Origin of the sequence: Ramlibacter henchirensis, assembly GCF_004682015.1 — a bacterium.
Classification (GTDB): Bacteria; Pseudomonadota; Gammaproteobacteria; order Burkholderiales; family Burkholderiaceae_C; genus Ramlibacter; species Ramlibacter henchirensis.
Map to the genome: position 1 here is coordinate 288,464 of NZ_SMLM01000002.1, position 22,106 is coordinate 310,569.

Here is a 22,106-nt window from a genome sequence, read left to right on the forward strand (position 1 = left end):
GCTTGCCGCTTCAGGCATCAGGCCGCGAGCAGCTGCCGCAACACGAACGGAAGGATCCCGCCGTGGCGGTAGTACTGCACCTCGATCGCCGTGTCGATGCGCAGCGTGACGCTGATCTCCTGCCGGCTCCCATCCGAGCGGCGCACCACCACGGTGGCGTCGCTCTGCGGACGTAGCGCCGGGTCGGGGATCACGTCCACGAGTTCCGAGCCGTCCAGCCGCAGCGACTGCCAGGTGTCCGCGCCCTTGAACTGCAGCGGCAGCACGCCCATGCCCACCAGGTTGCTGCGGTGGATGCGCTCGAAGCTGCGCGCGATCACCGCCTTGATGCCCAGCAGCTGCGTGCCCTTGGCCGCCCAGTCGCGCGAGGAGCCGGTGCCGTATTCCTCGCCCGCGAAGATCACCGTGGGACGGCCTTCGGCCATGTACTTCATGGCCGCGTCGAAGATGAACATCTTCTCCGGCCGGCCCTCGGCGCCGCGGTAGACCGTCAGCCCGCCCTCCTCGCGCGAGCCGTCCGGCATCGCCGGGATCATCAGGTTCTTGATGCGCACGTTGGCGAAGGTGCCGCGCATCATCACGTCGTGGTTGCCGCGGCGAGCGCCGTAGCTGTTGAAGTCCGGCTTCATCACGCCGTGCGCCAGCAGCCACTGGCCGGCCGGCGAGCTCTCCTTGATGGAGCCGGCGGGCGAGATGTGGTCGGTGGTGATCGAGTCGCCGAACAGCGCCATGATGCGCGCGTTGCGCACCGACACGTCCTGCTGCGGATCGTTGGCCGGCGGCTGCGGATCGAACGTCGTGAACAGCGGCGGCTCGGCGATGTAGGTGCTGGCCGGCCAGGCATAGGTCTCGCCCGAGACGCCGTGGATGCCCTTCCACAGCTCGCCGGGCTCGGCCTTCACCTTCTCGTAGTTGCGGCGGTAGGCGTCTCCGTCCATCGCGTAGCGCATCAGGCGGTGGATCTCGTCACTCGAGGGCCAGATGTCGCCCAGCCACACGTCCTTGCCGCCGTGGCCCTTGCCCACCGGCTCGGTCATCAGGTCCCGCAGCACGGTGCCTGCCAGCGCGTACGCCACCACCAGCGGCGGGCTGGCCAGGAAGTTGGCCTTGATGTTGGGGTGGATGCGCGCCTCGAAATTGCGGTTGCCCGACAGCACCGCGCAGCACACCAGGTCGCTCTTGGCGATCGCCTCGTTGATCTCCGGCGCCAGGTCGCCCGAGTTGCCGATGCAGGTGGTGCAGCCGTAGCCGGCCACCGTGAAACCGAGCTGCTCCAGGTACGGCAGCAGTCCGGCCTTCTCCAGGTATTCTGTGACGATGCGGGAGCCGGGCGCGAGCGAGGTCTTGATGTGCGGCTGCACCTTCATGCCCGCCTCGACCGCCTTCTTGGCCAGCAGCCCCGCGGCCAGCAGCACGCCGGGGTTGGAGGTGTTGGTGCAGCTGGTGATCGCCGCGATCAGCACGTCGCCGTTGCCGATCGTGATGTGCTGCGCGGCCGACGGAGTGGACGGCGCCTCGTGCTGCGCGGAGGCCAGCGTCGGCTTGTTGTATTCCATCTCGGTCTCGGACACGAGCGCAGCCGGCTTGAGCGGCGGGTTGGCCGGCACCTTGGTGTCGGGCGTCTCGCCGCCCGCGTGCAGGAGGTGGCGCGATTGCAGCGTCTCGGCCTGCTTGTTGAAGCCGTTCTCGGTGGGCGGCTTGCTGAACAGGCTGGTGAACTGCCTGGCGACGCTGCCCAGTTCGATCCGGTCCTGCGGGCGCTTGGGGCCCGACAGGCTGGGCGTGACGTCGCCCAGGTCCAGCTTCACCACCTGCGAGTAATCGACCTCGCCCGCCAGCGGGATGCCGAACAGGCCCTGCGCGCGGAAGTAAGCCTCGAGCGCGTCGATCTCCTCCTTGCCGCGGCCGGTGCCGCGGAAGTACTCGATGGTCTTCTCGTCCACGGGGAAGAAGCCCATGGTGGCGCCGTACTCGGGCGCCATGTTGCCGATGGTGGCGCGGTCCGGCACCGCGAGAGTGCGCGTGCCCTCGCCGAAGAACTCGACGAACTTGCCGACGACCTTGTGCTTGCGCAGGAGCTCGGTGACGGTGAGCACCAGGTCGGTGGCCGTGCAGCCTTCGCGCAGGCGGCCGGTGAGTTCGAAGCCCACGACGTCGGGCGTGAGCATGTAGACCGGCTGGCCCAGCATCGCCGCCTCGGCCTCGATGCCGCCCACGCCCCAGCCCACCACGCCGACGCCGTTGATCATCGTGGTGTGGCTGTCGGTGCCCACCAGCGAATCGGGGTAGTACACGCCCTGCGGCGTGCTGTACACGCCGCGTGCCAGGTACTCCAGGTTGACCTGGTGCACGATCCCGAAGCCCGGCGGCACCACGCCGAAGGTCTTGAAGGCCTGCATGCCCCACTTCATGAATTCATAGCGCTCGCGGTTGCGCTTGAATTCGAGACGCATGTTGAGGTCCAGCGCATCCTTGGTGCCGTAGTGGTCCACCATCACGGAGTGGTCCACCACCAGGTCGACCGGCACCAGCGGTTCGATGCGGCCGGGGTCGCGGCCCAGCCGCGCGGCGGCGCTGCGCATCGCGGCCAGGTCGGCCAGCAGCGGCACGCCGGTGAAGTCCTGCAGCACGACGCGCGCCACCACGAAGGGAATCTCCTCGGTGCGCGATGCGTTGGGCGACCAGTTGGCGACCTGCCGCACATGCTCGGCCGTCACCTTCAGGCCGTCGCAGTTGCGCAGCACCGACTCGAGCACGATGCGCATCGAGACCGGCAGGCGGCGGATGTTGGGAAACTCTTCCGCGAGCACCGGCAGCGAGTACAGGCTGCCGGTCTTGCGGCCGAACTTGAAGCTCTTCAGGGTGTGGGCAAACGCGTGGGGCATCGGGTCCTCCTGCCGTGATGAGTTCTTGGTTGGAGCAGGGCTGCTCGGGGCAAGCATTGTGCCGCCGCGGGCGTCGGCATGGGGACAGGAGGGACGTGCCCGCCGGGGGCGCGAATCAGGCGGGCAGGTAGCGGACGGCGAGCACTCCGTCGATGGCGCGAAGGGTCTCGAGCACGTCGTCGCTCACCGCGCTGTCCACGTCCACCAGCGTGTACGCCATCTCGCCGCGCGACTTGTTGACCATGTTGTGGATGTTCAGGCCCGCGTGCGCCATCGCGGTGGAGATCTGGCCCACCATGTTCGGCACGTTGGCGTTGGCGATGCCCACGCGATAGGCCGATTCGCGCGCCATCGACACGGCGGGGAAGTTCACGGCATTGACGATGTTGCCGTTCTCCAGGTAGTCGCGCAGCTGCTCCGCCACCATGACGGCGCAGTTGTCCTCGGCTTCCCGCGTGGACGCACCCAGGTGCGGCAGCGCGATCACCTTCGGGTGGCGCAGGACCGCCGCGCTCGGGAAGTCGCACACATAGCGGCCCAGGTGGCCGGAATCGAGCGCACGCAGCACCGCGGCATCGTCCACTACGCCTTCACGGGAGAAATTGAGCAGCACCGCGCCGGGCTTCATCAGGCGAACGTTGTCGGCGTTCACCATGTGGCGCGTGGCGTCGACCAGCGGGACGTGCAGCGACACGAACTGCGCGTTCCTCAGCACCTCGGACACGCTGGCCGCCTTGCGCACCTGCGAAGGCAGGCTCCAGGCCGCATCGACAGTGATCTCCGGGTCGTGCCCCAGCACGTTCATGCCCATCTGGATCGCGGCGTGCGCGACCAGGCAGCCGATCTTGCCGAGACCGATCACGCCGAGCGTCTGGCCGGCAAGCTCGAAACCCGCGAAGGGCTTCTTGCCGTTCTCGACCTGTTCGTCCAGGCCTGGCGCTGCCGGGTCCAGCGACTCGACGAAGCGCAATGCCCCGGGCAGGTTGCGCGCCGCCAGCAGCATGCCGGCCAGCACCAGCTCCTTGACCGCGTTGGCATTCGCGCCTGGCGCATTGAAGACCGGAACGCCGCGCGCGCTGAGGACCTTGACGGGGATGTTGTTGGTGCCCGCGCCGGCGCGCGCGATGGCCTGCACGCTGGCGGGGATGTCCATCGAATGCATGTCGGCCGAGCGCACCAGCACCGCATCCGGCGCGTCGATGGACTTGCCGACCTGATAGCGGCCGGCCGGCAGCCGCTGCAGGCCCAGCTCGGAAATCTGGTTCAGCACCAGGACCTGGAACGGCCGCGCGGCATTAGCCATGCTGCTTCTCGAATTCCTGCATGTAGGCGACCAGCGCCTTCACGCCTTCGATGGGCATCGCGTTGTAGATCGACGCGCGCATGCCGCCCACCGAGCGGTGGCCCTTGAGCTGGATCATTCCTCGCGCCTGCGCGCCCTTGAGGAAGGCTTCGTCGAGCGAGTCGTCCTTGAGCTTGAAGGGCACGTTCATCAGCGAACGGTCCTCCTTCGCGACCGGGTTGCGGTAGAAGCTGCTCGCGTCCAGGTAGTCGTAGAGGATGCGCGCCTTGGCGCGGTTGTGTTCTTCCATCGCCGCCAGGCCGCCATTCGCCTTGACGTGCCTGTAGACCAGCCCGGCGATGTAGATCGCGTAGGTCGGCGGCGTGTTGTACATGGAGTCGTTCTCGGCCTGCAGCTGGTAGTTGAAGGCAGAGGGCGTGATCGGCAGCGCATGGCCGAGCAGGTCGTCGCGCACGATCACCACGGTCACGCCGGACGGGCCCATGTTCTTCTGCGCGCCGGCGTAGATCAGGCCGTAGCGGCTGACGTCGATCGGCCGCGAGAGGATGTTGGACGACATGTCGGCCACCAGCGGCACGCTGCCTGTGTCGGGCGTCCAGTGGTACTCGACGCCGCCGATGGTTTCGTTCGAGCAGATGTGGACGTAGGCGGCCTGGGGGTCCAGCTTCCACTCCGACTGCTTCGGGATCGCGGTGAACTTGCTGGCCTCGCCGGTGGCGGCCGTGTTGACCTTGCCGTAGTTCTTCGCTTCCTTGACCGACTTCTTGGACCAGTCGCCGGTGACCACGTAGTCGGCCGTGCCGGTGCGGCCGATCAGGTTGAGCGGAACGATCGCGTTCTCGCCGATCGCGCCGCCCTGCATGAAGAGCACCTTGTAGTTGGACGGAATGCCCATGAGCTCGCGCAGCATCGCCTCGGCCTCGGCATGGATAGCGATGAACTCCTTGCCGCGGTGGCTCATCTCCATGACCGACATGCCGCTGCCGTGCCAGTCGAGCATCTCCTCGGCGGCCTGGCGCAGGACGGCTTCGGGCAGGGTGGCGGGTCCGGGGCTGAAGTTGAAGACGCGGGGCATGAAGGGCTTCTCGGGCAGTGTTGAAAGGGAGTCGGACAGCATACAAGAAGCCCCCATGCCCCTGCCGGGCTCAGCCCAGCGCGGTGCGAGGCGTGGCAGCGCCGCGCCTCAAACCCATCCACTGCAGGTCCGCCAGCACCAGCACGGCGACCGCTTGCGCGGCGATCCAGGCGATGCCCAGGGCGGTGGGCTGCAGCAGCGCGACCACCGCAGCGCAACCGATCGCCCACGCCACATTGCCGATGGCAAACAGGGCGACCCAGCCGCGCGGCGGCACTTCACGCGTCGCCGCCCACGCAGCCATCAGCGCATACGCGACGAGGAAGATGCCGCTGTCCAGCAGCAGCGTTTGCGGCAAGCCGAAGAGGCGCGGCAGCGCATCGATCGCGCTCAGCTGCAGCGTGCCCGTCGCCAGGCACGAGGCCGCGTCGGCCCAGAGCACGCCGCGAAGGAATCGGGGGGAAGAAGCGAAAGTGGACATGGAGAAGCTCCCGGTGGGTTGGACAGGCCTTCATCGTGGTCGCGCCCCCTCACCCGGTCCATGACGTCCCAGGTCATGGAAGCGCCGCGCGCAGGGCCTAGCATTCGCCCCATGAGCTCCGCCACCGCGCTTGCCCGCCCCGCCGCCCCGCAGCCCTTCGGGGCGCACTTGCGCCATTGGCGGCAGCACCGCCGACTGTCGCAACAAGGTTTGGCCGAGGAGGCCGAAATCTCCACCCGCCACCTGAGCTTCGTGGAAACCGGGCGGGCCCTGCCCAGCCGCGAGATGGTGATGCGGCTGGCGGAGCGCCTGAACGTGCCGCTGCGCGAGCGCAATGCGATGCTGGTCGCGGCGGGCTATGCGCCGATGTACCGCGAGCGGCCGCTGGACGATCCGGCGCTCTCACCAGCTCGCGAGGCCGTGGAGCTGATCCTGCGGGCGCACGAGCCCAACCCGGCGCTCGCCGTGGACCGGCACTGGAACCTGGTGGCCGGCAACCGGATGCTGCCGCACGTGATGGCCGGTGCCGACCCGCAGCTGCTGCAGGGCCGCGTCAACGTGCTGCGCCTGAGCCTGCACCCGGGCGGGCTGGCGCCGAGGATCGTCAACCTCGGCCAGTGGCGCGAGCATCTGTTCGAGCGCCTTCGCCAGCAGGTGCAGGCCACCGGCGACTCGACGCTCGCGGCATTGCTGGAGGAGTTGCGCGCCTATCCCGTGCCGGAAGGCGCGCACGACACACGGCTGGAAGGCGAGCACGTGGGCGTGGCGCTGCCGCTGCAGATGCGAACGCCCGACGGCAGCGTGCTCACCTTCATCAGCACCACGACCGTGTTCGGCACCGCGGTGGACGTGACGGTGCAGGAGCTGACGCTGGAAACCTTTTTCCCGCTGGATGCCGCGACAGGCGAGGCGCTGCGGCGCATCGCCTCCGCGTGATGCGTCAGGCCGCGCCGGCGGGTTGCGGCTGCGCGTCCGCCGGCGGGCCGCCGGCCTTGATCTGCATCTCGAAGGCGCGCAGGCGCTTGTAGACCGACATCAGTTCGACGATGGTGCTCCAGCTGAGCACGAGGAACTGGAAGGCGCTCTCCACCCGGCCGAAGGCGCGCACGATCTGCTGCATCACGCCGAGGGTGACGACGCCGGCCACCAGAGTCGGCCCGAGCGCCACGTAGGGCACGAGCACGCCGACCTGGAGGTAGGACCACTTGGCCACGTCGAAGTACAGGTAGTGGAAGAACAGGGTGAAGTAGTTGCGCCGCACGTTGCCGAAGAGGCGCCCGACTTCCGGCGGCTGAGCCCGGTCGTGGTGGTCCTCGCCGTACACCAGCTCCTTGCGGTAGGCCGCCTCCACGCGCTGGTTCTGGAACTGCAGGCCGGGCAGCTTGATGCCGACCACCGCCAGCAGCACGGTGCCGCCGAGCGCGAAACCGATGGCCACCCACACCAGCGAGTAGTGCACCGGCCCGATCCACGGCAGCTCGGTGACCTTGGCCGACAGCCCGGCCAGGATCGGCAGGAAGGCGAACAGCACCATCAGGCTGCGCATGAACTCGATGCCCAGGCCCTCCATGATCGAGGCGAAGCGCATCGTGTCCTCCTGCACGCGCTGCGCCGCGCCCTCGATGTGGCGCAGCTTGTCCCAGTGCGCCATGTAGTAGTCGTTCATCGCCGTGCGCCAGCGGAAGATGTAGTGCTTGATGAAGAAGTCCAGCACGACGGCCACCATGACGAAGATCATCGCGATGTTCAGGAAGGTCTGCAGCTGGTCCCAGTACTCGGCGATGGTGATGCTGCCGGGCTTGGCCAGCGCCTTCTGCACCACGTCGTAGAAGGTGCCGAACCACTCGTTGATCTTCACGTCGAGCTGCACCCGGTACCAGGTGGCGAAGAGGATGAGCGCGGTACCGGCGATCGACCAGTGGAACCACTGGCGCGACAGGAAGAAGGACTTGAACATTCTGGCGATCCTCGGTTCGGGGTCGCAGATGCTAACCGCTGCTCGTCTGCGCACGAGGTGTCGGAGCGGCCGCACATCCGTCGGCGGACGCTTCCGACTGCCGGGGCTGCGGACCGGCGCCCACACTCGCGGCAACCTCCCCGACAGATCGAAGGAATACCCATGAGCAAGGACAAGACCCCCCACGAGCGCCTGTGGGAAATGATCAAGGACATCCGCTTCGGCATGCTGACCCACCGCCATCCCGAAGGCGGCCTGCATGCCCATCCCCTCACGACACAGGGCAAGGCGCTGGGCGAGAAGGGCGTGCTGTACTTCTTCGTCTCACGCGCGACGGAAGTCGGCCAGCGCCTGCGCACCGACGGCAACGTCAACGTCTCCTATTCCGATCCGCACAAGGACGTCTACGTGTCCATCACCGGCCGTGCCGTGGTCAGCGAGGACATGGATGCCAAGCAGCGCCTGTTCAACCCGATGGCCAAGGCCTGGTTCCCGGGCGGCCCCACCGATCCCGACCTGGAACTGGTGGAGGTGCACATCACCCACGCCGAGTACTGGGACGTGAAGGAAAGCAAGCCGACCCAGCTGTTCAAGATGGCGGCCGCGGCCATCAGCGGCGAGCGGCCCAAGCTGGGCGAGCACAAGGAAGTCGCGGTCTGACCCCCCAACCCGAACCGAAGGAAGCACCATGGAGACGACGAGCCAGCGGCTGTGCGCGGCCGCGATTGCATTGACGATCACCGCCATCGCCGGCGGCGCGGCCTGGGCGCGCGGCGGCGCCGGGGCTGCGGCGGGGGCGGCAGGCGGCGGCGCGGCAAGTACCGGCACGGCCACCGGTGGCGCGGCCGGCGGTGGAACGGCGGCTGGCGGAACCACCGGCGGCACGGCGACCGGCGGAGCTGCGGGCGGCGGCGCGGCTGGAGGCGCTGCTGCCAGTGGCGGCGCGGGCACCGGCGCTGCGGGCACTGGCGGTGCTGCGAGCGGCGGGACCGCCGCCGGCGGGACCGGTTCATCCGGCGGAACCGGCGCAGCGGGTACTTCGGCCGGCGCTGGAGCCGGAACGAGCGGCGGAACGGGAGGCGGCGCTGGAACGAGCGCAGGTGGCGGGACCGGCGGTGATTCCGCCGGCGCGGGCGCGGATGCCGGCGTCGCGGTACCCGGCACCGGGTCGGGTGCGGCGGGCACCAATACCGCCGGACCGGGCAGCGCCCCGGCCACGACCGCGGGCACGGACACCGGTTCCACGGGTTCGACCGGCACGCTGGGCGGTGCTCCGGCCGGGGGCCCGAGCGGCACCCGGTTGCCGAGCCGCTGACGCCAAGAAAAAGCGGCCCGAGGGCCGCTTGTCCTTTCCTGCGCTGCGAGCGTCAGGCGGGCACGGTGTCGGCCACCTTGCGGAAGTCCTCGATCCGGTCGAAGTTCATGTACTGGTAGATCTTGTCGCCGTTGGCGTTGATCACGCCGATGTCGGCCATGTACTCATCGCGTGTCGGGATGCGGCCCAAGCGCGAGCAGATCGCCGCCAGTTCGGCGGAACCCAGGAACACGTTGGTGTTCTTGCCCAGCCGGTTGGGGAAGTTGCGCGTGCTGGTGGACATCACCGTCGCGCCCTCGCGCACTTGCGCCTGGTTGCCCATGCACAGCGAACAGCCGGGCATCTCCATGCGCGCACCCGCGACGCCGAGCACGCCGTAGTGGCCTTCCTCGGTGAGCTGCTTCTGGTCCATCCTGGTCGGCGGCGCGACCCACAGCTTGACCGGGATGTCGCGCTTGCCTTCCAGCAGCTTCGAAGCGGCGCGGAAGTGGCCGATGTTGGTCATGCACGAGCCGATGAAGACTTCGTCGATCTTGGCGCCCGCGACGTCGGAGAGCGTCTTCACGTCGTCCGGGTCGTTCGGGCAGGCGACGATGGGCTCGGTGATCTGGGCCAGGTCGATCTCGATCACGGCGGCGTACTCGGCGTCCTTGTCCGCCTTGAGCAGCTTCGGATCCTTCAGCCAGGCTTCCTGCGCGGCGATGCGGCGGGCCAGCGTGCGGGCGTCGGCGTAGCCGTTGGCGATCATCCAGCGCATCAGGGTGATGTTGCTCTGGATGTACTCCATCACCGGTTCCTTGTTCAGATGCACGGTGCAGGCCGCGGCGGAGCGCTCGGCAGAGGCGTCGGACAGCTCGAACGCCTGTTCCACCTTCAGGTCGGGCAGGCCCTCGATCTCCAGGATGCGGCCGGAGAAGACGTTCTTCTTGCCGGCCTTGGCCACCGTCAGCAGGCCCTGCTTGATGGCGTATAGCGGGATCGCGTTGACCAGGTCGCGCAGCGTCACGCCGGACTGCATCTTGCCCTTGAAGCGCACCAGCACCGACTCGGGCATGTCCAGCGGCATCACGCCGGTGGCGGCGGCGAAGGCCACGAGGCCGGAGCCGGCCGGGAAGCTGATGCCGATCGGGAAGCGCGTGTGCGAGTCGCCGCCCGTGCCCACCGTGTCGGGCAGCAGGAAGCGGTTGAGCCAGCTGTGGATCACGCCGTCGCCCGGGCGCAGCGAGACGCCGCCGCGGGTGGAGATGAACTCCGGCAGCTCATGGTGCGTCTTGACGTCCACCGGCTTCGGGTACGCCGCCGTGTGGCAGAACGACTGCATGACGAGGTCGGCCGAGAAGCCCAGGCACGCCAGGTCCTTCAGCTCGTCGCGCGTCATCGGCCCGGTGGTGTCCTGCGAACCCACCGACGTCATCTTCGGCTCGCAGTAGGTGCCCGGGCGGATGCCCTGCCCCTCCGGCAGGCCGCAGGCGCGGCCGACCATCTTCTGCGCCAGCGTGAAGCCCTTGCCGCTGTCCTTGGGCGCCTGGGGCAGGCGGAACAGCGTCGAAGGCGGCAGGCCCAGCGCTTCGCGCGCCTTGGCCGTGAGGCCGCGGCCGATGATCAGCGGGATGCGGCCGCCGGCGCGCACCTCGTCGAACAGCACTTCGCTCTTGACCCTGAACTCGGCGATCACCTGGCCGTTCTTCAGCGCCTTGCCTTCGTAGGGGCGCAGCTCGATCGTGTCGCCCATCTCCATTTTCGAGACGTCCAGCTCGATCGGCAGCGCGCCCGCGTCTTCCATCGTGTTGTAGAAGATCGGCGCGATCTTGCCGCCCAGGCACACGCCGCCGAAGCGCTTGTTCGGAACGAACGGGATGTCCTCGCCGGTCCACCACAGCACGCTGTTGGTGGCCGACTTGCGCGAGGAGCCGGTGCCCACCACGTCGCCGACATAGGCGACCAGGTGGCCCTTGGCCTTGAGCTCCTGCAGCAGCTTCATCGGGCCGCGCTTGCCCTCCTCGTCCGGCACGATGCCCGGGCGCGGGTTCTTCAGCATCGCCAGCGCGTGCAACGGGATGTCGGGGCGGCTCCACGCATCGGGCGCAGGCGACAGGTCGTCGGTGTTGGTCTCGCCGCCCACCTTGAACACGGTGAGCGTCATCGACTTCGGCACCTCGGGACGCGAGGTGAACCACTCGGCGTCGGCCCAGCTTTTCAGCACGGCCTTGGCGTTGGCGTTGCCCTTGTCGGCCTTTTCCTTGACGTCATGGAACTGGTCGAACATCAGCAGCGTCTTCTTGAGCGCTTCCGCCGCGACGGCGCCGACTTCCGCGTCGTCCAGCAGGTCGATCAGCGGGCCGATGTTGTAGCCGCCCAGCATAGTGCCCAGCAGCTGCGTGGCCTTCTCGCGGCTGATGATCATGCACTTCTCGCTGCCGAGCGCCACGGCGGCCAGGTAGCTGGCCTTGACCTTGGCGGCATCGTCCACGCCGGCCGGCACGCGGTGGGTGATCAGGTCCAGCAGGAAGTCGGCCTCCGCGGCCGACGGGTTCTTCAGCAGCTCGATCAGGCCGGCCGTCTGTTGCGCGGTCAGCGGCAGCGGCGGGATGCCGAGCGCCGCGCGTTCGGCGACGTGGGACACATAGGCTTGCAGCATGGATTCTCCGTCTTGGGTGCGTTGGTGTTAGTTGGTACGGGCGGGCGATTCGGGCGCCGGCGCAGGGGCTGCCGGTGCGGACGAGCCGGCCGGGAAGGTGACGGTCGCGGACGCGGGCGCGGAAGCCGGCGTGCCGGGCGGCTGCGCGGCGGCTCCGGCCTGCGCGGGCGTCGGCGCGTCGAGGATGCTGGGACGCGGATTGCGCTTGAGTTCCTCGGCGAAAGTGATCTGCTGCGGGCTCTGGCACTCGTCGGCCAGGCGCCGGCCGAGCTTTTGGCTCATCAGCATCGACTTGTTGCCCAGCTGCAGCCACATCGCGCCGCGCTTCGGGTCCTCGAGGCGGATCGCGCCCGTGCGGCTTTCCACCGGGTGCATCAGGAAGCGATAGCCCTTGGTGCTCACGACGAAGAGGCCGGTGCGGCGCGCCCCGCGCACCTTCACCGTGGCGCCGAGCTCGCACGGCATGTCGCCGACGTAGACCTGCTTGGCGATCTCGAGGTCGGCGTCGCTGATCTTGATGCTGGGGTCGTCGTCGATCGGCGTGACTTCCTCGACCGCCTTCTGCGCGGAGCGCGCCAGGGCCGGCTTGGTGCCGCTCGCCTTGTTCGCCGCGGGCGAGGAAGCGGCCTGCGACTTCTTTTCGGCCGGGGCCGTGACCGTCTGGGCCAGGGCCGGCGCGGCCGCGGCGATCCACAGCGCCGCAGCGGCGCCGATGAGGGTGGCTTGCATGCTTGTCTCCGTCTTCAATGTGTTCATGCGCCGGCGAACCAGCGCTGGGCCTCGGCCGGCATCCGGCTCGTCGTGCGGTGCGCCCTTTCGAGCACCTGCCAATGGAACCGGTAGCTGGCGCGGTCGTGCAGCTTGCCTTCGAAGCTGATCGGCGCCCAGTCAGCCTGCTCGGCTTTCTCGAGGATGCGCACGGCCTGGGCGATCTCGCCTTCGGTCGGCGCAAGCGCTTCCAGGATCGGGCGGATCTGGTCGGGATGGATGCTCCACATGCGCGTGAAGCCGAACTCCGCATTGGCGCGGCGCGCGGCCGCGCGCATCGCGTCGCGGTCCTGGAACTCGGTGACCACGCTGTGCGAAGGCACCTTGCCGTGCGCGTGGCAGGCCGAGGCGATCTCCAGCTTGGCGCGCACCACCAGCGGATGCGTGAACTGGCCCTGCGCGCCCATGCCGTGTTCCGGGATGGCGCCACCATGGGCGGACACGAAGTCCATCAGGCCGAAGCTGAGGGACTGGATGCGGGGATGGGCGGCGATGTCGAACGCGCGATGCACCGCCGCGGGCGACTCGATCAGCGCATGCAGCGGCAGCTGCGGGGCCCGGGCCTCGTCCAGCGCGCGCGAGGCGATGTCGACGTCGGCGGTCGACTCCACCTTGGGCAGCATGACGTGCGCCAGGCGCGTTCCTGCGCGGCCGACGATGGTCTGGATGTCCTGGGCGAACGCGGGATGGTCCACCGGATGCACTCGCACCGCCACGCGCGCCTGCGGATCGGCGCCAAGCGCCAGCTCCGCGACCAAGGCCGCATGCTCCGCCTCGCCGCCCACCGGCGCGCCGTCCTCGCAATCGAGCGAGACGTCGAACACGCAGGCGCCGAACTCGCGCGTCATCTCAGCCTGCAGCTGCAGGCTCTTGCGCATCCGCGACTCGACGCCGCTGTAGTGGTCGCAGACCGGAAGCGATCCGGTCTGCGCCTGGGCGCCCAGCAGGACTTCGCGGGGATGCGCGGGCGTGGCTGGCTTCAAAGCAGGTGGGCGACGCCGGCCTGCTCTTCCTGCAGCTCCTTGAGCGTCTTGTTGATCCGTTCCTGGCTGAACGCGTCGATCTCCAGGCCCTTGACGACCTCGTACTTGCCGTTGGCGGTGGTGACCGGGAAGCCGAACATCACGTCCTTCGGGATGCCGTAGTCGCCGTTGGAGGGCACGCCCATCGTGACCCACTTGCCGTTGGTGCCCAGGGCCCAGTCGCGCATGTGGTCGATGGCGGCGTTGGCGGCCGACGCGGCGGAGGACAGCCCGCGCGCCTCGATGATGGCGGCGCCGCGCTTGCCGACGGTGGGCAGGAACACGTCGGCGTTCCAGACCTGGTCGTTGATCAGGTCCTTGACCTTCTTGCCGCCCACGGTGGCGAAGCGGTAGTCCGCGTACATGGTGGGCGAGTGGTTGCCCCAGACGCACAGCTTCTCGATGTCGCCGACCTTGGTGCCCGTCTTGGCCGCGACCTGCGACAGCGCGCGGTTGTGGTCCAGGCGGAGCATCGCCGTGAAGTTCTCGCGCGGCAGCGAGGGCGCGCTCTTCATGGCGATGTAGGCGTTGGTGTTGGCCGGGTTGCCGACCACCAGCACCTTCACGCCGCGGCTGGCGACCTTGTCCAGCGCCTTGCCCTGGGCCGTGAAGATCTGGGCGTTGGCGGCCAGCAGGTCGGCCCGCTCCATGCCGGGGCCGCGCGGCCGGGCGCCCACGAGCAGCGCGTAGTCGGTGTCCTTGAAGGCGGTGTTGGGGTCGCCGTGCGCTTCCATGCCGGCCAGCAGCGGGAAGGCGCAGTCCTCCAGTTCCATCATCACGCCCTTGAGCGCCTTCTGCGCCTTCTCGTCCGGGATCTCGAGCAGCTGCAGGACCACGGGCTGGTCCTTGCCCAGCATCTCGCCGGAGGCGATGCGGAACAGCAGGGCGTAACCGATCTGGCCGGCGGCGCCGGTGACGGCGACGCGAACGGGCTTCTTGCTCATGGAGGTTCTCCGAAAGTGGGTTAAAGCGACAGGTGGCGCGTGCGGCGCGTGACCGGAAGGGGAGCGGCTGTGGCTCGTCGGACCGGCGGAACCGGTGGGCAGTGCCCGGACGGAACAGGCGGCGAGTTTACCCGCTCGGGACAGCGCCGGTCAATTTGTCTTATGTCTTATATAAGATATGATCCGGCTTGCCGAAAGCTGACGACCATGCCCGCCCTGCCCCCTTTCGACGACGCCGCGCCAGATGCCGTGCCGGTGCAGGCTGCACCGTCCTTCAGCCCGCTGTACCAGCAGATCAAGGGCCTGATCCTGCAGAGCCTGCAGGCGGGCGAATGGAAGCCCGGCGAGGCCATTCCCAGCGAGATGGACCTGGCATCGCGCTTCCGCGTCAGCCAGGGCACCGTGCGCAAGGCCATCGACGAGCTCGCGGCCGAGAACCTGGTCGTGCGCCGCCAGGGCAAGGGCACCTTCGTCGCGACGCATGCCGAGCAGCATGTCCAGTACCGGTTCCTGAAGCTGGTGCCCGACAGTGGCGACCGCGATGAGGAAGGGCCGGCCGAGCGCTCGATCCTGGAGTGCCGCCGCACCCGGGCCTCGGCCGAAGTCGCCCGCGCTCTCGGGCTGCGCACCTCCGACGCGGTGGTGCAGGTGCGGCGCGTGCTCGCGTTCGCGGGCGTGCCGACCATCCTGGAGGACATCTGGCTGCCCGGCAGCGCATTCAAGGGCCTGTCGGCCGAGCAGATGGCGGATTTCCAGGGGCCGACCTATGCGATGTTCGAGCTCGAGTTCGGTGTGCGCATGGTCCGCGCCGAAGAGAAGATCCGCGCCGTCGCGGCCGATGCGCAGCAGGCGCAGCTGCTGCGGGTGCCGACCGGCTCGCCCTTGTTGAGCGTGGAGCGCATCGCCTTCACGTACAACGACGTGCCGATGGAGCTGCGCCGCGGCCTCTACCGCACCGACAACCGGCACTACCGCAACGAGCTCAGCTGAGCCGGTCTTCTCTCGAAAAAAACGCGTCGCGTTTTTCGAGTGAACGTATCGGTTTGTTGCGTTGCAATAGAATTTTGGGTTGTCCGCGCATCGCGGGCGTCACGCGCCAACCCGACTCCCCCAGAAAGCCAAGCCCCCCATGACAGTTGCCCAGAAGCAGCGGCCGGAATTCAGGAACATCAACGCGTTTCGGGACCTCCCGAGCTACCGGCTGCCGGCGCCGGGCTGGGTGTCGATCCTGCACCGCATCAGCGGCGTGCTGATGTTCCTGCTGCTGCCGTTCATCATCTGGATGTTCGACACCTCCATCTCGTCCGAACTCTCCTTCGCGCGTTTCCGCTCCGCCTTCGAAAGCGGACTGGGCTTCGTCCCAGGCTGGTTCATCAAGCTGGTCGCGCTGGCCCTGATCTGGTCCTACCTGCACCACTTCATCGCCGGCGTGCGCCACGTCTGGATGGACGTGAGCCACGCCGCCACGACCAAGCAGTTCGGCGGCTCGTCGGCCAAGGTGACGCTGGTGCTCAGCCTCGCCCTCACCGTCATGCTGGGCGCGAAGCTGTTCGGCCTGTACTGATCCCTGGAAAGAAACAAACGATGGCTGTCCCCAAGAGACAAGGTCCGGTGAACTACGGATCGCGCCGCACCGTGGTCGGCGCCCACTACGGCATGCGCGACTGGCTGAGCCAGCGCGTCACGGCGGTGCTGATGGCGGTGTTCACCGTCCTGGTGCTCGCGCAGGTGATCCTGTCGCGCGGCCCCATCGGCTACGACAAATGGGCCGGCATCTTCGCCAGCCAGTGGATGAAGGTGCTGACCTTCTCGGTGATCGCCGCGCTGCTCTGGCATGTGTGGGTCGGCATGCGCGACGTGCTCATGGACTACGTCAAGCCGATCTGGCTGCGGCTGTCGCTGCAGGTGTTCGTGATCGTGTGGCTCACCGGCTGCGCCGGCTGGGCGGTCCAAGTCCTGTGGAGAGTCTGAAGCAATGGCCTACAGCAGCAAGAACATCACCCGCCGCCGCTTCGACGTCGTGATCGTCGGCGCCGGCGGCTCCGGCATGCGCGCCTCGCTCCAGCTGGCGCGCGCCGGCCTGAACGTGGCCGTGCTTTCCAAGGTCTTCCCGACCCGCTCGCACACCGTCGCGGCCCAGGGCGGCATCGGCGCGTCGCTGGGCAACATGTCCGAGGACAACTGGCACTACCACTTCTACGACACCGTCAAGGGCTCCGACTGGCTGGGCGACCAGGACGCCATCGAGTTCATGTGCCGCGAAGCGCCCCGGGTCGTGTACGACCTCGAGCACATGGGCATGCCGTTCGACCGCAACCCCGACGGCACGATCTACCAGCGTCCCTTCGGCGGCCACACGGCCAACTACGGCGAGAAGCCGGTGCAGCGCGCCTGCGCCGCGGCCGACCGCACCGGCCACGCGATGCTGCACACGCTGTACCAGCAGAACGTCAAGGCCCGCACCAGCTTCTTCGTCGAGTGGATGGCGCTGGACCTGATCCGCGATGCCGAAGGCGACGTGGTGGGCGTGACGGCGCTGGAGATGGAAACCGGCGACCTGCACATCCTGGAAGCCAAGACCACGCTGCTGGCCACCGGCGGCGCGGGCCGAATCTTCGCGGCCTCGACCAACGCCTTCATCAACACCGGCGACGGCCTGGGCATGGCGGCGCGGGCCGGCATCCCGCTGGAGGACATGGAGTTCTGGCAGTTCCACCCGACCGGCGTGGCCGGCGCGGGCGTGCTGCTGACGGAAGGCTGCCGCGGCGAAGGCGCCATCCTGCTCAACAGCAACGGCGAGCGCTTCATGGAGCGCTACGCGCCCACGCTGAAGGACCTGGCGCCGCGCGACTTCGTCTCCCGCTCCATGGACCAGGAGATCAAGGAAGGCCGCGGCTGCGGCCCCAACAAGGACTACGTGCTGCTCAAGCTCGACCACCTGGGCGCCGACACGATCCACAAGCGGCTGCCCTCGGTGTACGAGATCGGCGTCAACTTCGCCAACGTCGACATCACCAAGGAGCCGATCCCGGTGGTGCCCACCATCCACTACCAGATGGGCGGCATCCCGACCAACATCCACGGCCAGGTCGTGGTGCAGAACGCGGACAGCCACAACGCGGTGGTCAACGGCCTCTACGCGGTCGGCGAATGCTCCTGCGTGAGCGTGCACGGCGCCAACCGACTGGGCACCAACTCCCTGCTGGATCTGCTGGTGTTCGGGCGCGCTGCGGGCAACCACATCGTGGAGTTCTCGAAGAACAGCAAGGCGCACAAGCCGCTGCCTTCGGGCGCCGCCGACATCACGCTGGAGCGCCTGGCGCGCCTGGACGCGGCGGGCTCCGGCGAATACGCCCAGGACGTGGCCAACGACATCCGTGCCAGCATCCAGCTGCACGCGGGCGTGTTCCGCACGCAGGCCGGCATGGACGAAGGCGTGCGCAAGATCGCCGCCATCCGCGAGCGGGTGAATGCCATCGCGCTGAAGGACAAGTCCATGGTGTTCAACACCGCGCGCGTCGAGGCGCTGGAGGTGGAGAACCTGATCGAGTGCGCGCAGGCCACGATGGTGTCGGCCGCCGCCCGCAAGGAATGCCGCGGCGCTCACACGGTGAGCGACTACGAGCGCCCGGCCGATGACCCGGTCGCCCCGCTGGGCCGCGACGACGCCAATTGGATGAAGCACTCCCTCTGGCACAGCAGGACGAACAGCCTGACCTACAAACCGGTCAATCTCAAGCCCCTGACCGTCGAGAGCGTGCCGCCCAAGGTGCGCACCTTCTGACGGCAGCCCTTACGTAATTCCACGGCGGCACGAAGCTCCTACATTTGCCCTACGACATGCAAAAACGCACTTTCCAGATCTACCGCTACGACCCGGACAAGGACGCCAAGCCGTACATGCAGACGGTCGAGATCACGCTCGAGGGAAACGAGCGGATGCTGCTGGACGCCCTGATGAAGCTCAAGGCGCAGGACCCGACTCTCTCCTTCCGGCGGTCCTGCCGCGAAGGCGTGTGCGGCTCGGACGCCATGAACATCAACGGCAAGAACGGCCTGGCCTGCCTGACCAACATGCTCACGCTGAAAGGCACGATCGTCCTGAAGCCGCTGCCGGGACTGCCGGTGGTCCGCGACCTGATCGTGGACATGACGGACTTCTTCAAGCAGTACCACTCGATCAAGCCCTACCTCGTCAACGACAGCATCCCGCCCGAGAAGGAGCGCCTGCAGTCGCCCGAGGAGCGCGAGGAGCTCGACGGGCTGTACGAGTGCATCCTGTGCGCCAGCTGCTCGACCAGTTGCCCGAGCTTCTGGTGGAACCCGGACAAGTTCGTCGGCCCCGCCGGCCTGCTGCAGGCCTACCGCTTCATCGCCGACAGCCGCGACCAGGCGACCGCCGAGCGCCTCGACAACCTCGAGGACCCGTACCGCCTGTTCCGCTGCCACACGATCATGAACTGCACCGACGTCTGCCCCAAGGGCCTCAACCCCACCGCGGCGATCGGCAAGATCAAGGAGCTGATGGTCCGCCGGGCCGTCTGAAGCCGCGATGGGCGAAGCCCTGCTCGACGAACATGCGGTCGGCAAGCTGCGCTGGCGCTGCCGCCGCGGATTGCTGGAGAACGACCTGTTCCTCGAGCGGTTCTTCGCGCGGCACGGCGCCTGTCTCACGCCGCGGCAGGGCCAGCTTCTCGAGGAGCTGATGCAGCTGTCCGACAATGACCTGATGGACCTGCTGCTGTGCCGCCGCGAGCCCGCGGGCGAGCTGGACCGCCCCGAGATGAGGCAGCTGCTGCAGCTGCTGCGCAGCCGCTGAGGCGGCCACCGATTTGAAGAAGGAACCGACATGAAACTCGCCGACAACAAAGCCACCCTGTCGTTCAGCAACGGCAGCCCCAACGTCGAGCTGCCCGTCTACCAGGGCACGATCGGCCCGGACGTGATCGACATCCGCAAGCTGTACGCGCAGACCGGCATGTTCACGTACGACCCGGGGTTCATGTCGACCGCGTCGTGCCAGTCGACCATCACGTATATCGACGGCGACAAGGGCGAGCTGCTGTACCGCGGCTATCCCATCGAGCAGCTGGCCACCCAGTGCGACTTCCTGGAGACCTGCCACCTGCTGCTATACGGCGAGCTGCCGAACGAGACCCAGAAGAAGGAGTTCGTCTCGCGCGTGACCAACCACACCATGGTCAACGAGCAGATGCAGTTCTTCCTGCGCGGCTTCCGCCGCGACGCGCACCCGATGGCGGTGATGACTGGCCTGGTGGGCGCGCTGTCGGCCTTCTATCACGACAGCACCGACATCAATAACCCGCAGCACCGCGAGATCTCGGCCATCCGGCTGATCGCCAAGATGCCGACGCTGGTCGCCATGGCCTACAAGTACGGCATCGGCCAGCCGTACACCTACCCGAAGAACTCGCTGTCCTACACCGCGAACTTCATGCGGATGATGTTCGCGACGCCGTGCGAGGAGTACGAGCCCAACGACGTGCTGGTGCGCGCGATGGACCGCATCTTCATCCTGCACGCCGATCACGAACAGAACGCTTCCACGTCCACGGTGCGGCTGTGCGGCAGCTCGGGCACCAACCCGTTCGCCGCCATCGCGGCCGGCGTGGCGTGCCTCTGGGGCCCGGCGCACGGCGGCGCCAACGAGGCGGCGCTGAACATGCTGGAAGACATCCAGCAGATGGGCGGCGTGGCCAAGATCGGCGAGTTCGTCGGCAAGGTCAAGGACAAGAACTCGGGCGTGCGCCTGATGGGCTTCGGCCACCGCGTGTACAAGAACTACGACCCGCGCGCCAAGCTGATGCGCGAGACCTGCCACGAGGTGCTGGACGAGCTGGGGCTGGAGAACGATCCCTTGTTCAAGCTGGCGATGTCGCTCGAGAAGATCGCGCTCGAAGACGAGTACTTCGTCTCGCGCAAGCTCTACCCCAACGTGGATTTCTATTCGGGCATCGTGCAGCGCGCCATCGGCATCCCGGTCAACCTGTTCACGGGCATCTTCGCGCTGGCCCGCACCGTGGGCTGGATCGCGCAGCTGAACGAGATGATCGGCGACCCGGAGTACAAGATCGGGCGCCCGCGCCAGCTGTACACGGGCGCGACGAAACGCGACGTCAAGCCCCTCGCCCAGCGTTGAGTCACAAGCCCGCTTCGGCGGCTCTCGACAGGAAGGCCGCGCAAGCGGCCTTTCTTCTTGGGACTGCCCCTAAGGAAGGGCGCGTGAGTCCCCGGCGAATAAAATCCCATCCTTCAGCCGGAAGCACGCCATGGGACGCACCCTCTACGACAAGATCTGGGACGAGCACGTCGTCCACACCGAGGAAGACGGGACCGCCATCCTGTACATCGACCGCCACCTGGTGCACGAAGTCACCAGCCCGCAGGCGTTCGAAGGCCTGCGCGAGACGGGCCGCAAGGTCTGGCGCATCAGCTCCGTCGTCGCCACGGCCGATCACAACACGCCGACGACCGGCTGGGAGCGCGGCTACGACGGCATCGAAGACCCGATCAGCAAGGAGCAGGTGACCACGCTCGATCGCAACATCTCGGAGTTCGGTGCGGCGGCCTACTTCCCGTTCCTGTCCAAGCAGCAGGGCATCGTGCACGTGATCGGTCCCGAGCAGGGGGCGACGCTTCCCGGGATGACAGTCGTCTGCGGCGACTCGCACACGTCCACGCACGGTGCGTTCGGCGCCCTCGCCCACGGCATCGGCACCAGCGAGGTGGAGCACGTGCTCGCCACGCAGACGCTGCTGGCCAAGAAGGCGAAGAACATGCTGATCCGCGTCGACGGCCAGCTGGGCCGAGGCGTGACGGCCAAGGACATCGTGCTGGCCATCATCGGCCGCATCGGCACCGCCGGCGGCACTGGCTACACGATCGAATTCGGCGGCTCCGCGATCCGCTCGCTGACGATGGAAGGCCGGATGACGGTCTGCAACATGGCGATCGAGGCCGGCGCGCGCGCGGGCATGGTTGCCGTCGACGAAAAGACGATCGAGTACCTGAGGGGCCGGCCGCTCTCGCCGTCGGGCGTGGAGTGGGACCAGGCCGCCGCCTACTGGCGCACGCTGCGCTCCGATCCCGACGCCAGGTTCGACGCCGTGGTCGAACTCGATGCCTCGCAGATCGTTCCGCAGGTTACCTGGGGCACCTCGCCCGAGATGGTGCTGGGGGTCGACGGCCGTGTGCCCGATCCCGACAAGGAGAAGGACGCCAACCGGCGCGGTGCGATGGAGCGCGCCCTGGACTACATGGGCCTGGAGCCCGGCAAGCCGATCAACGACATCTTCGTCGACAAGGTGTTCATCGGCTCGTGCACCAACAGCCGCATCGAGGACATGCGCGAGGCCGCCGCGATGGTCAAGAAGCTGGGGCAGAAGGTCGCCCGCAACGTCAAGCTGGCGATGGTGGTCCCGGGGTCGGGCGTGGTGAAGGAGCAGGCCGAGCGCGAGGGCCTGCACGAGATCTTCAAGGCCGCGGGCTTCGACTGGCGCGAGCCGGGCTGCTCGATGTGCCTCGCGATGAACGCGGACCGGCTGGAGCCCGGCGAGCGCTGCGCGTCGACCAGCAACCGAAACTTCGAAGGCCGGCAGGGCGCGGGCGGCCGCACCCATCTCGTGAGCCCCGCGATGGCGGCCGCCGCGGCGGTGCACGGCCATTTCGTCGACGTCCGCCAGTTCGCCTGAGGACCC

Annotated in this window: 20 protein-coding genes; 11 read left to right on the plus strand and 9 right to left on the minus strand. The window is 68.0% G+C overall.

All coding sequences use genetic code 11. From position 1 onward, the window contains the following. Nucleotides 1-17: 17 nt before the first annotated feature. The 4 genes from EZ313_RS14145 to EZ313_RS14160 form a co-directional block, all read right to left on the minus strand. Nucleotides 18-2,885 carry an aconitate hydratase gene (locus EZ313_RS14145; RefSeq protein ID WP_205960396.1) on the minus strand — a complete coding sequence of 956 codons (2,868 nt, stop codon included), beginning with the start codon at nt 2,883-2,885 and terminating at the stop codon, nt 18-20. Between the two features lie 115 nt (nt 2,886-3,000). Beyond that, entirely contained in the window at nt 3,001-4,188 is a 1,188-nt protein-coding gene (locus EZ313_RS14150; RefSeq protein WP_135263933.1) for a phosphoglycerate dehydrogenase, read from the minus strand. Next, nucleotides 4,181-5,263 (minus strand): 3-phosphoserine/phosphohydroxythreonine transaminase, encoded by a 1,083-nt coding sequence (serC, locus tag EZ313_RS14155; protein WP_135263934.1) that lies wholly within the window; start codon nt 5,261-5,263, stop codon nt 4,181-4,183. The genes EZ313_RS14150 and serC overlap by 8 nt, the downstream gene beginning before the upstream one ends. Nucleotides 5,264-5,333: 70 nt before the next feature. Next, nucleotides 5,334-5,744, minus strand: coding sequence for a hypothetical protein (locus EZ313_RS14160; protein WP_135263935.1), 411 nt, complete (start codon nt 5,742-5,744; stop codon nt 5,334-5,336). 111 nt (nt 5,745-5,855) lie between these two features. Here EZ313_RS14160 and EZ313_RS14165 point away from each other — a divergent pair, with 111 nt between their 5' ends. Then, nucleotides 5,856-6,680, plus strand: a complete 825-nt coding sequence (locus EZ313_RS14165) for a helix-turn-helix domain-containing protein (protein ID WP_240788652.1) — start codon at nt 5,856-5,858, stop codon at nt 6,678-6,680. A gap of 4 nt (nt 6,681-6,684) precedes the next feature. On the opposite strand, the gene sbmA is transcribed toward EZ313_RS14165, so the two are convergent. Next, a complete protein-coding gene (gene sbmA / locus EZ313_RS14170; RefSeq protein WP_135263937.1) occupies nt 6,685-7,701 on the minus strand; it encodes a peptide antibiotic transporter SbmA in 1,017 nt (338 codons plus the stop codon). A gap of 162 nt (nt 7,702-7,863) precedes the next feature. Between sbmA and EZ313_RS14175 the strand changes: the two genes are divergently transcribed. Further along, the gene (locus EZ313_RS14175) at nt 7,864-8,361 is read left to right on the plus strand and encodes a pyridoxamine 5'-phosphate oxidase family protein (RefSeq protein ID WP_135263938.1); all 498 of its coding nucleotides are present in this window, start codon (nt 7,864-7,866) and stop codon (nt 8,359-8,361) included. A 28-nt stretch (nt 8,362-8,389) separates the two neighbouring features. After that, nucleotides 8,390-9,016: a hypothetical protein gene (locus tag EZ313_RS14180; protein ID WP_135263939.1), complete on the plus strand. Its 627-nt coding sequence runs from the start codon at nt 8,390-8,392 to the stop codon at nt 9,014-9,016. A gap of 52 nt (nt 9,017-9,068) precedes the next feature. Here EZ313_RS14180 and EZ313_RS14185 read toward each other — a convergent pair whose 3' ends face one another. From EZ313_RS14185 to EZ313_RS14200, 4 genes are read right to left on the minus strand one after another with little or no spacing between them, the layout of a single operon-like run. Further along, a complete protein-coding gene (locus tag EZ313_RS14185; protein ID WP_135263940.1) occupies nt 9,069-11,654 on the minus strand; it encodes a bifunctional aconitate hydratase 2/2-methylisocitrate dehydratase in 2,586 nt (861 codons plus the stop codon). 27 nt (nt 11,655-11,681) lie between these two features. Continuing rightward, on the minus strand, nt 11,682-12,383 hold the full coding sequence (locus EZ313_RS14190; RefSeq protein WP_205960397.1) for a hypothetical protein: 702 nt from the start codon (nt 12,381-12,383) through the stop codon (nt 11,682-11,684). A gap of 23 nt (nt 12,384-12,406) precedes the next feature. Continuing rightward, a complete protein-coding gene (locus tag EZ313_RS14195; RefSeq protein ID WP_135263941.1) occupies nt 12,407-13,405 on the minus strand; it encodes an HpcH/HpaI aldolase/citrate lyase family protein in 999 nt (332 codons plus the stop codon). Beyond that, complete coding sequence (locus tag EZ313_RS14200) at nt 13,402-14,388, minus strand: malate dehydrogenase (protein ID WP_135263942.1); 987 nt, start codon at nt 14,386-14,388, stop codon at nt 13,402-13,404. The genes EZ313_RS14195 and EZ313_RS14200 overlap by 4 nt, the downstream gene beginning before the upstream one ends. Nucleotides 14,389-14,595: 207 nt before the next feature. Between EZ313_RS14200 and EZ313_RS14205 the strand changes: the two genes are divergently transcribed. From EZ313_RS14205 to leuC, 8 genes are all read left to right on the plus strand, one after another. Continuing rightward, the gene (locus tag EZ313_RS14205; RefSeq protein WP_135263943.1) at nt 14,596-15,378 is read left to right on the plus strand and encodes a GntR family transcriptional regulator; all 783 of its coding nucleotides are present in this window, start codon (nt 14,596-14,598) and stop codon (nt 15,376-15,378) included. 139 nt (nt 15,379-15,517) lie between these two features. Continuing rightward, nucleotides 15,518-15,952 (plus strand): succinate dehydrogenase, cytochrome b556 subunit, encoded by a 435-nt coding sequence (sdhC, locus tag EZ313_RS14210; protein ID WP_135263944.1) that lies wholly within the window; start codon nt 15,518-15,520, stop codon nt 15,950-15,952. Between the two features lie 20 nt (nt 15,953-15,972). Beyond that, nucleotides 15,973-16,359 carry a succinate dehydrogenase, hydrophobic membrane anchor protein gene (gene sdhD / locus EZ313_RS14215; RefSeq protein WP_135263945.1) on the plus strand — a complete coding sequence of 129 codons (387 nt, stop codon included), beginning with the start codon at nt 15,973-15,975 and terminating at the stop codon, nt 16,357-16,359. A 4-nt stretch (nt 16,360-16,363) separates the two neighbouring features. Continuing rightward, nucleotides 16,364-18,172: a succinate dehydrogenase flavoprotein subunit gene (gene sdhA / locus EZ313_RS14220; RefSeq protein WP_135263946.1), complete on the plus strand. Its 1,809-nt coding sequence runs from the start codon at nt 16,364-16,366 to the stop codon at nt 18,170-18,172. A gap of 56 nt (nt 18,173-18,228) precedes the next feature. Further along, nucleotides 18,229-18,933 (plus strand): succinate dehydrogenase iron-sulfur subunit, encoded by a 705-nt coding sequence (locus EZ313_RS14225; RefSeq protein WP_135263947.1) that lies wholly within the window; start codon nt 18,229-18,231, stop codon nt 18,931-18,933. A 7-nt stretch (nt 18,934-18,940) separates the two neighbouring features. Beyond that, nucleotides 18,941-19,207: an FAD assembly factor SdhE gene (locus EZ313_RS14230; protein WP_135263948.1), complete on the plus strand. Its 267-nt coding sequence runs from the start codon at nt 18,941-18,943 to the stop codon at nt 19,205-19,207. 30 nt (nt 19,208-19,237) lie between these two features. Next, complete coding sequence (gene gltA, locus EZ313_RS14235; protein WP_135263949.1) at nt 19,238-20,548, plus strand: citrate synthase; 1,311 nt, start codon at nt 19,238-19,240, stop codon at nt 20,546-20,548. 130 nt (nt 20,549-20,678) lie between these two features. Beyond that, nucleotides 20,679-22,100 carry a 3-isopropylmalate dehydratase large subunit gene (gene leuC, locus EZ313_RS14240; protein ID WP_135263950.1) on the plus strand — a complete coding sequence of 474 codons (1,422 nt, stop codon included), beginning with the start codon at nt 20,679-20,681 and terminating at the stop codon, nt 22,098-22,100. Nucleotides 22,101-22,106: the final 6 nt, after the last annotated feature.

Excerpts from the sequence above, each read along its gene's own strand:
- EZ313_RS14145 (WP_205960396.1), bottom strand. The coding sequence starts at position 2,885 with ATGCCCCACGCGTTTGCCCACACCCTGAAGAGCTTCAAGTTCGGCCGC.
- EZ313_RS14150 (WP_135263933.1), bottom strand. The coding sequence starts at position 4,188 with ATGGCTAATGCCGCGCGGCCGTTCCAGGTCCTGGTGCTGAACCAGATT.
- serC (WP_135263934.1), bottom strand. The coding sequence starts at position 5,263 with ATGCCCCGCGTCTTCAACTTCAGCCCCGGACCCGCCACCCTGCCCGAA.
- EZ313_RS14160 (WP_135263935.1), bottom strand. The coding sequence starts at position 5,744 with ATGTCCACTTTCGCTTCTTCCCCCCGATTCCTTCGCGGCGTGCTCTGG.
- EZ313_RS14165 (WP_240788652.1), top strand. The coding sequence starts at position 5,856 with ATGAGCTCCGCCACCGCGCTTGCCCGCCCCGCCGCCCCGCAGCCCTTC.
- sbmA (WP_135263937.1), bottom strand. The coding sequence starts at position 7,701 with ATGTTCAAGTCCTTCTTCCTGTCGCGCCAGTGGTTCCACTGGTCGATC.
- EZ313_RS14175 (WP_135263938.1), top strand. The coding sequence starts at position 7,864 with ATGAGCAAGGACAAGACCCCCCACGAGCGCCTGTGGGAAATGATCAAG.
- EZ313_RS14180 (WP_135263939.1), top strand. The coding sequence starts at position 8,390 with ATGGAGACGACGAGCCAGCGGCTGTGCGCGGCCGCGATTGCATTGACG.
- EZ313_RS14185 (WP_135263940.1), bottom strand. The coding sequence starts at position 11,654 with ATGCTGCAAGCCTATGTGTCCCACGTCGCCGAACGCGCGGCGCTCGGC.
- EZ313_RS14190 (WP_205960397.1), bottom strand. The coding sequence starts at position 12,383 with ATGCAAGCCACCCTCATCGGCGCCGCTGCGGCGCTGTGGATCGCCGCG.
- EZ313_RS14200 (WP_135263942.1), bottom strand. The coding sequence starts at position 14,388 with ATGAGCAAGAAGCCCGTTCGCGTCGCCGTCACCGGCGCCGCCGGCCAG.
- EZ313_RS14205 (WP_135263943.1), top strand. The coding sequence starts at position 14,596 with ATGCCCGCCCTGCCCCCTTTCGACGACGCCGCGCCAGATGCCGTGCCG.
- sdhC (WP_135263944.1), top strand. The coding sequence starts at position 15,518 with ATGACAGTTGCCCAGAAGCAGCGGCCGGAATTCAGGAACATCAACGCG.
- sdhD (WP_135263945.1), top strand. The coding sequence starts at position 15,973 with ATGGCTGTCCCCAAGAGACAAGGTCCGGTGAACTACGGATCGCGCCGC.
- sdhA (WP_135263946.1), top strand. The coding sequence starts at position 16,364 with ATGGCCTACAGCAGCAAGAACATCACCCGCCGCCGCTTCGACGTCGTG.
- EZ313_RS14225 (WP_135263947.1), top strand. The coding sequence starts at position 18,229 with ATGCAAAAACGCACTTTCCAGATCTACCGCTACGACCCGGACAAGGAC.
- EZ313_RS14230 (WP_135263948.1), top strand. The coding sequence starts at position 18,941 with ATGGGCGAAGCCCTGCTCGACGAACATGCGGTCGGCAAGCTGCGCTGG.
- gltA (WP_135263949.1), top strand. The coding sequence starts at position 19,238 with ATGAAACTCGCCGACAACAAAGCCACCCTGTCGTTCAGCAACGGCAGC.
- leuC (WP_135263950.1), top strand. The coding sequence starts at position 20,679 with ATGGGACGCACCCTCTACGACAAGATCTGGGACGAGCACGTCGTCCAC.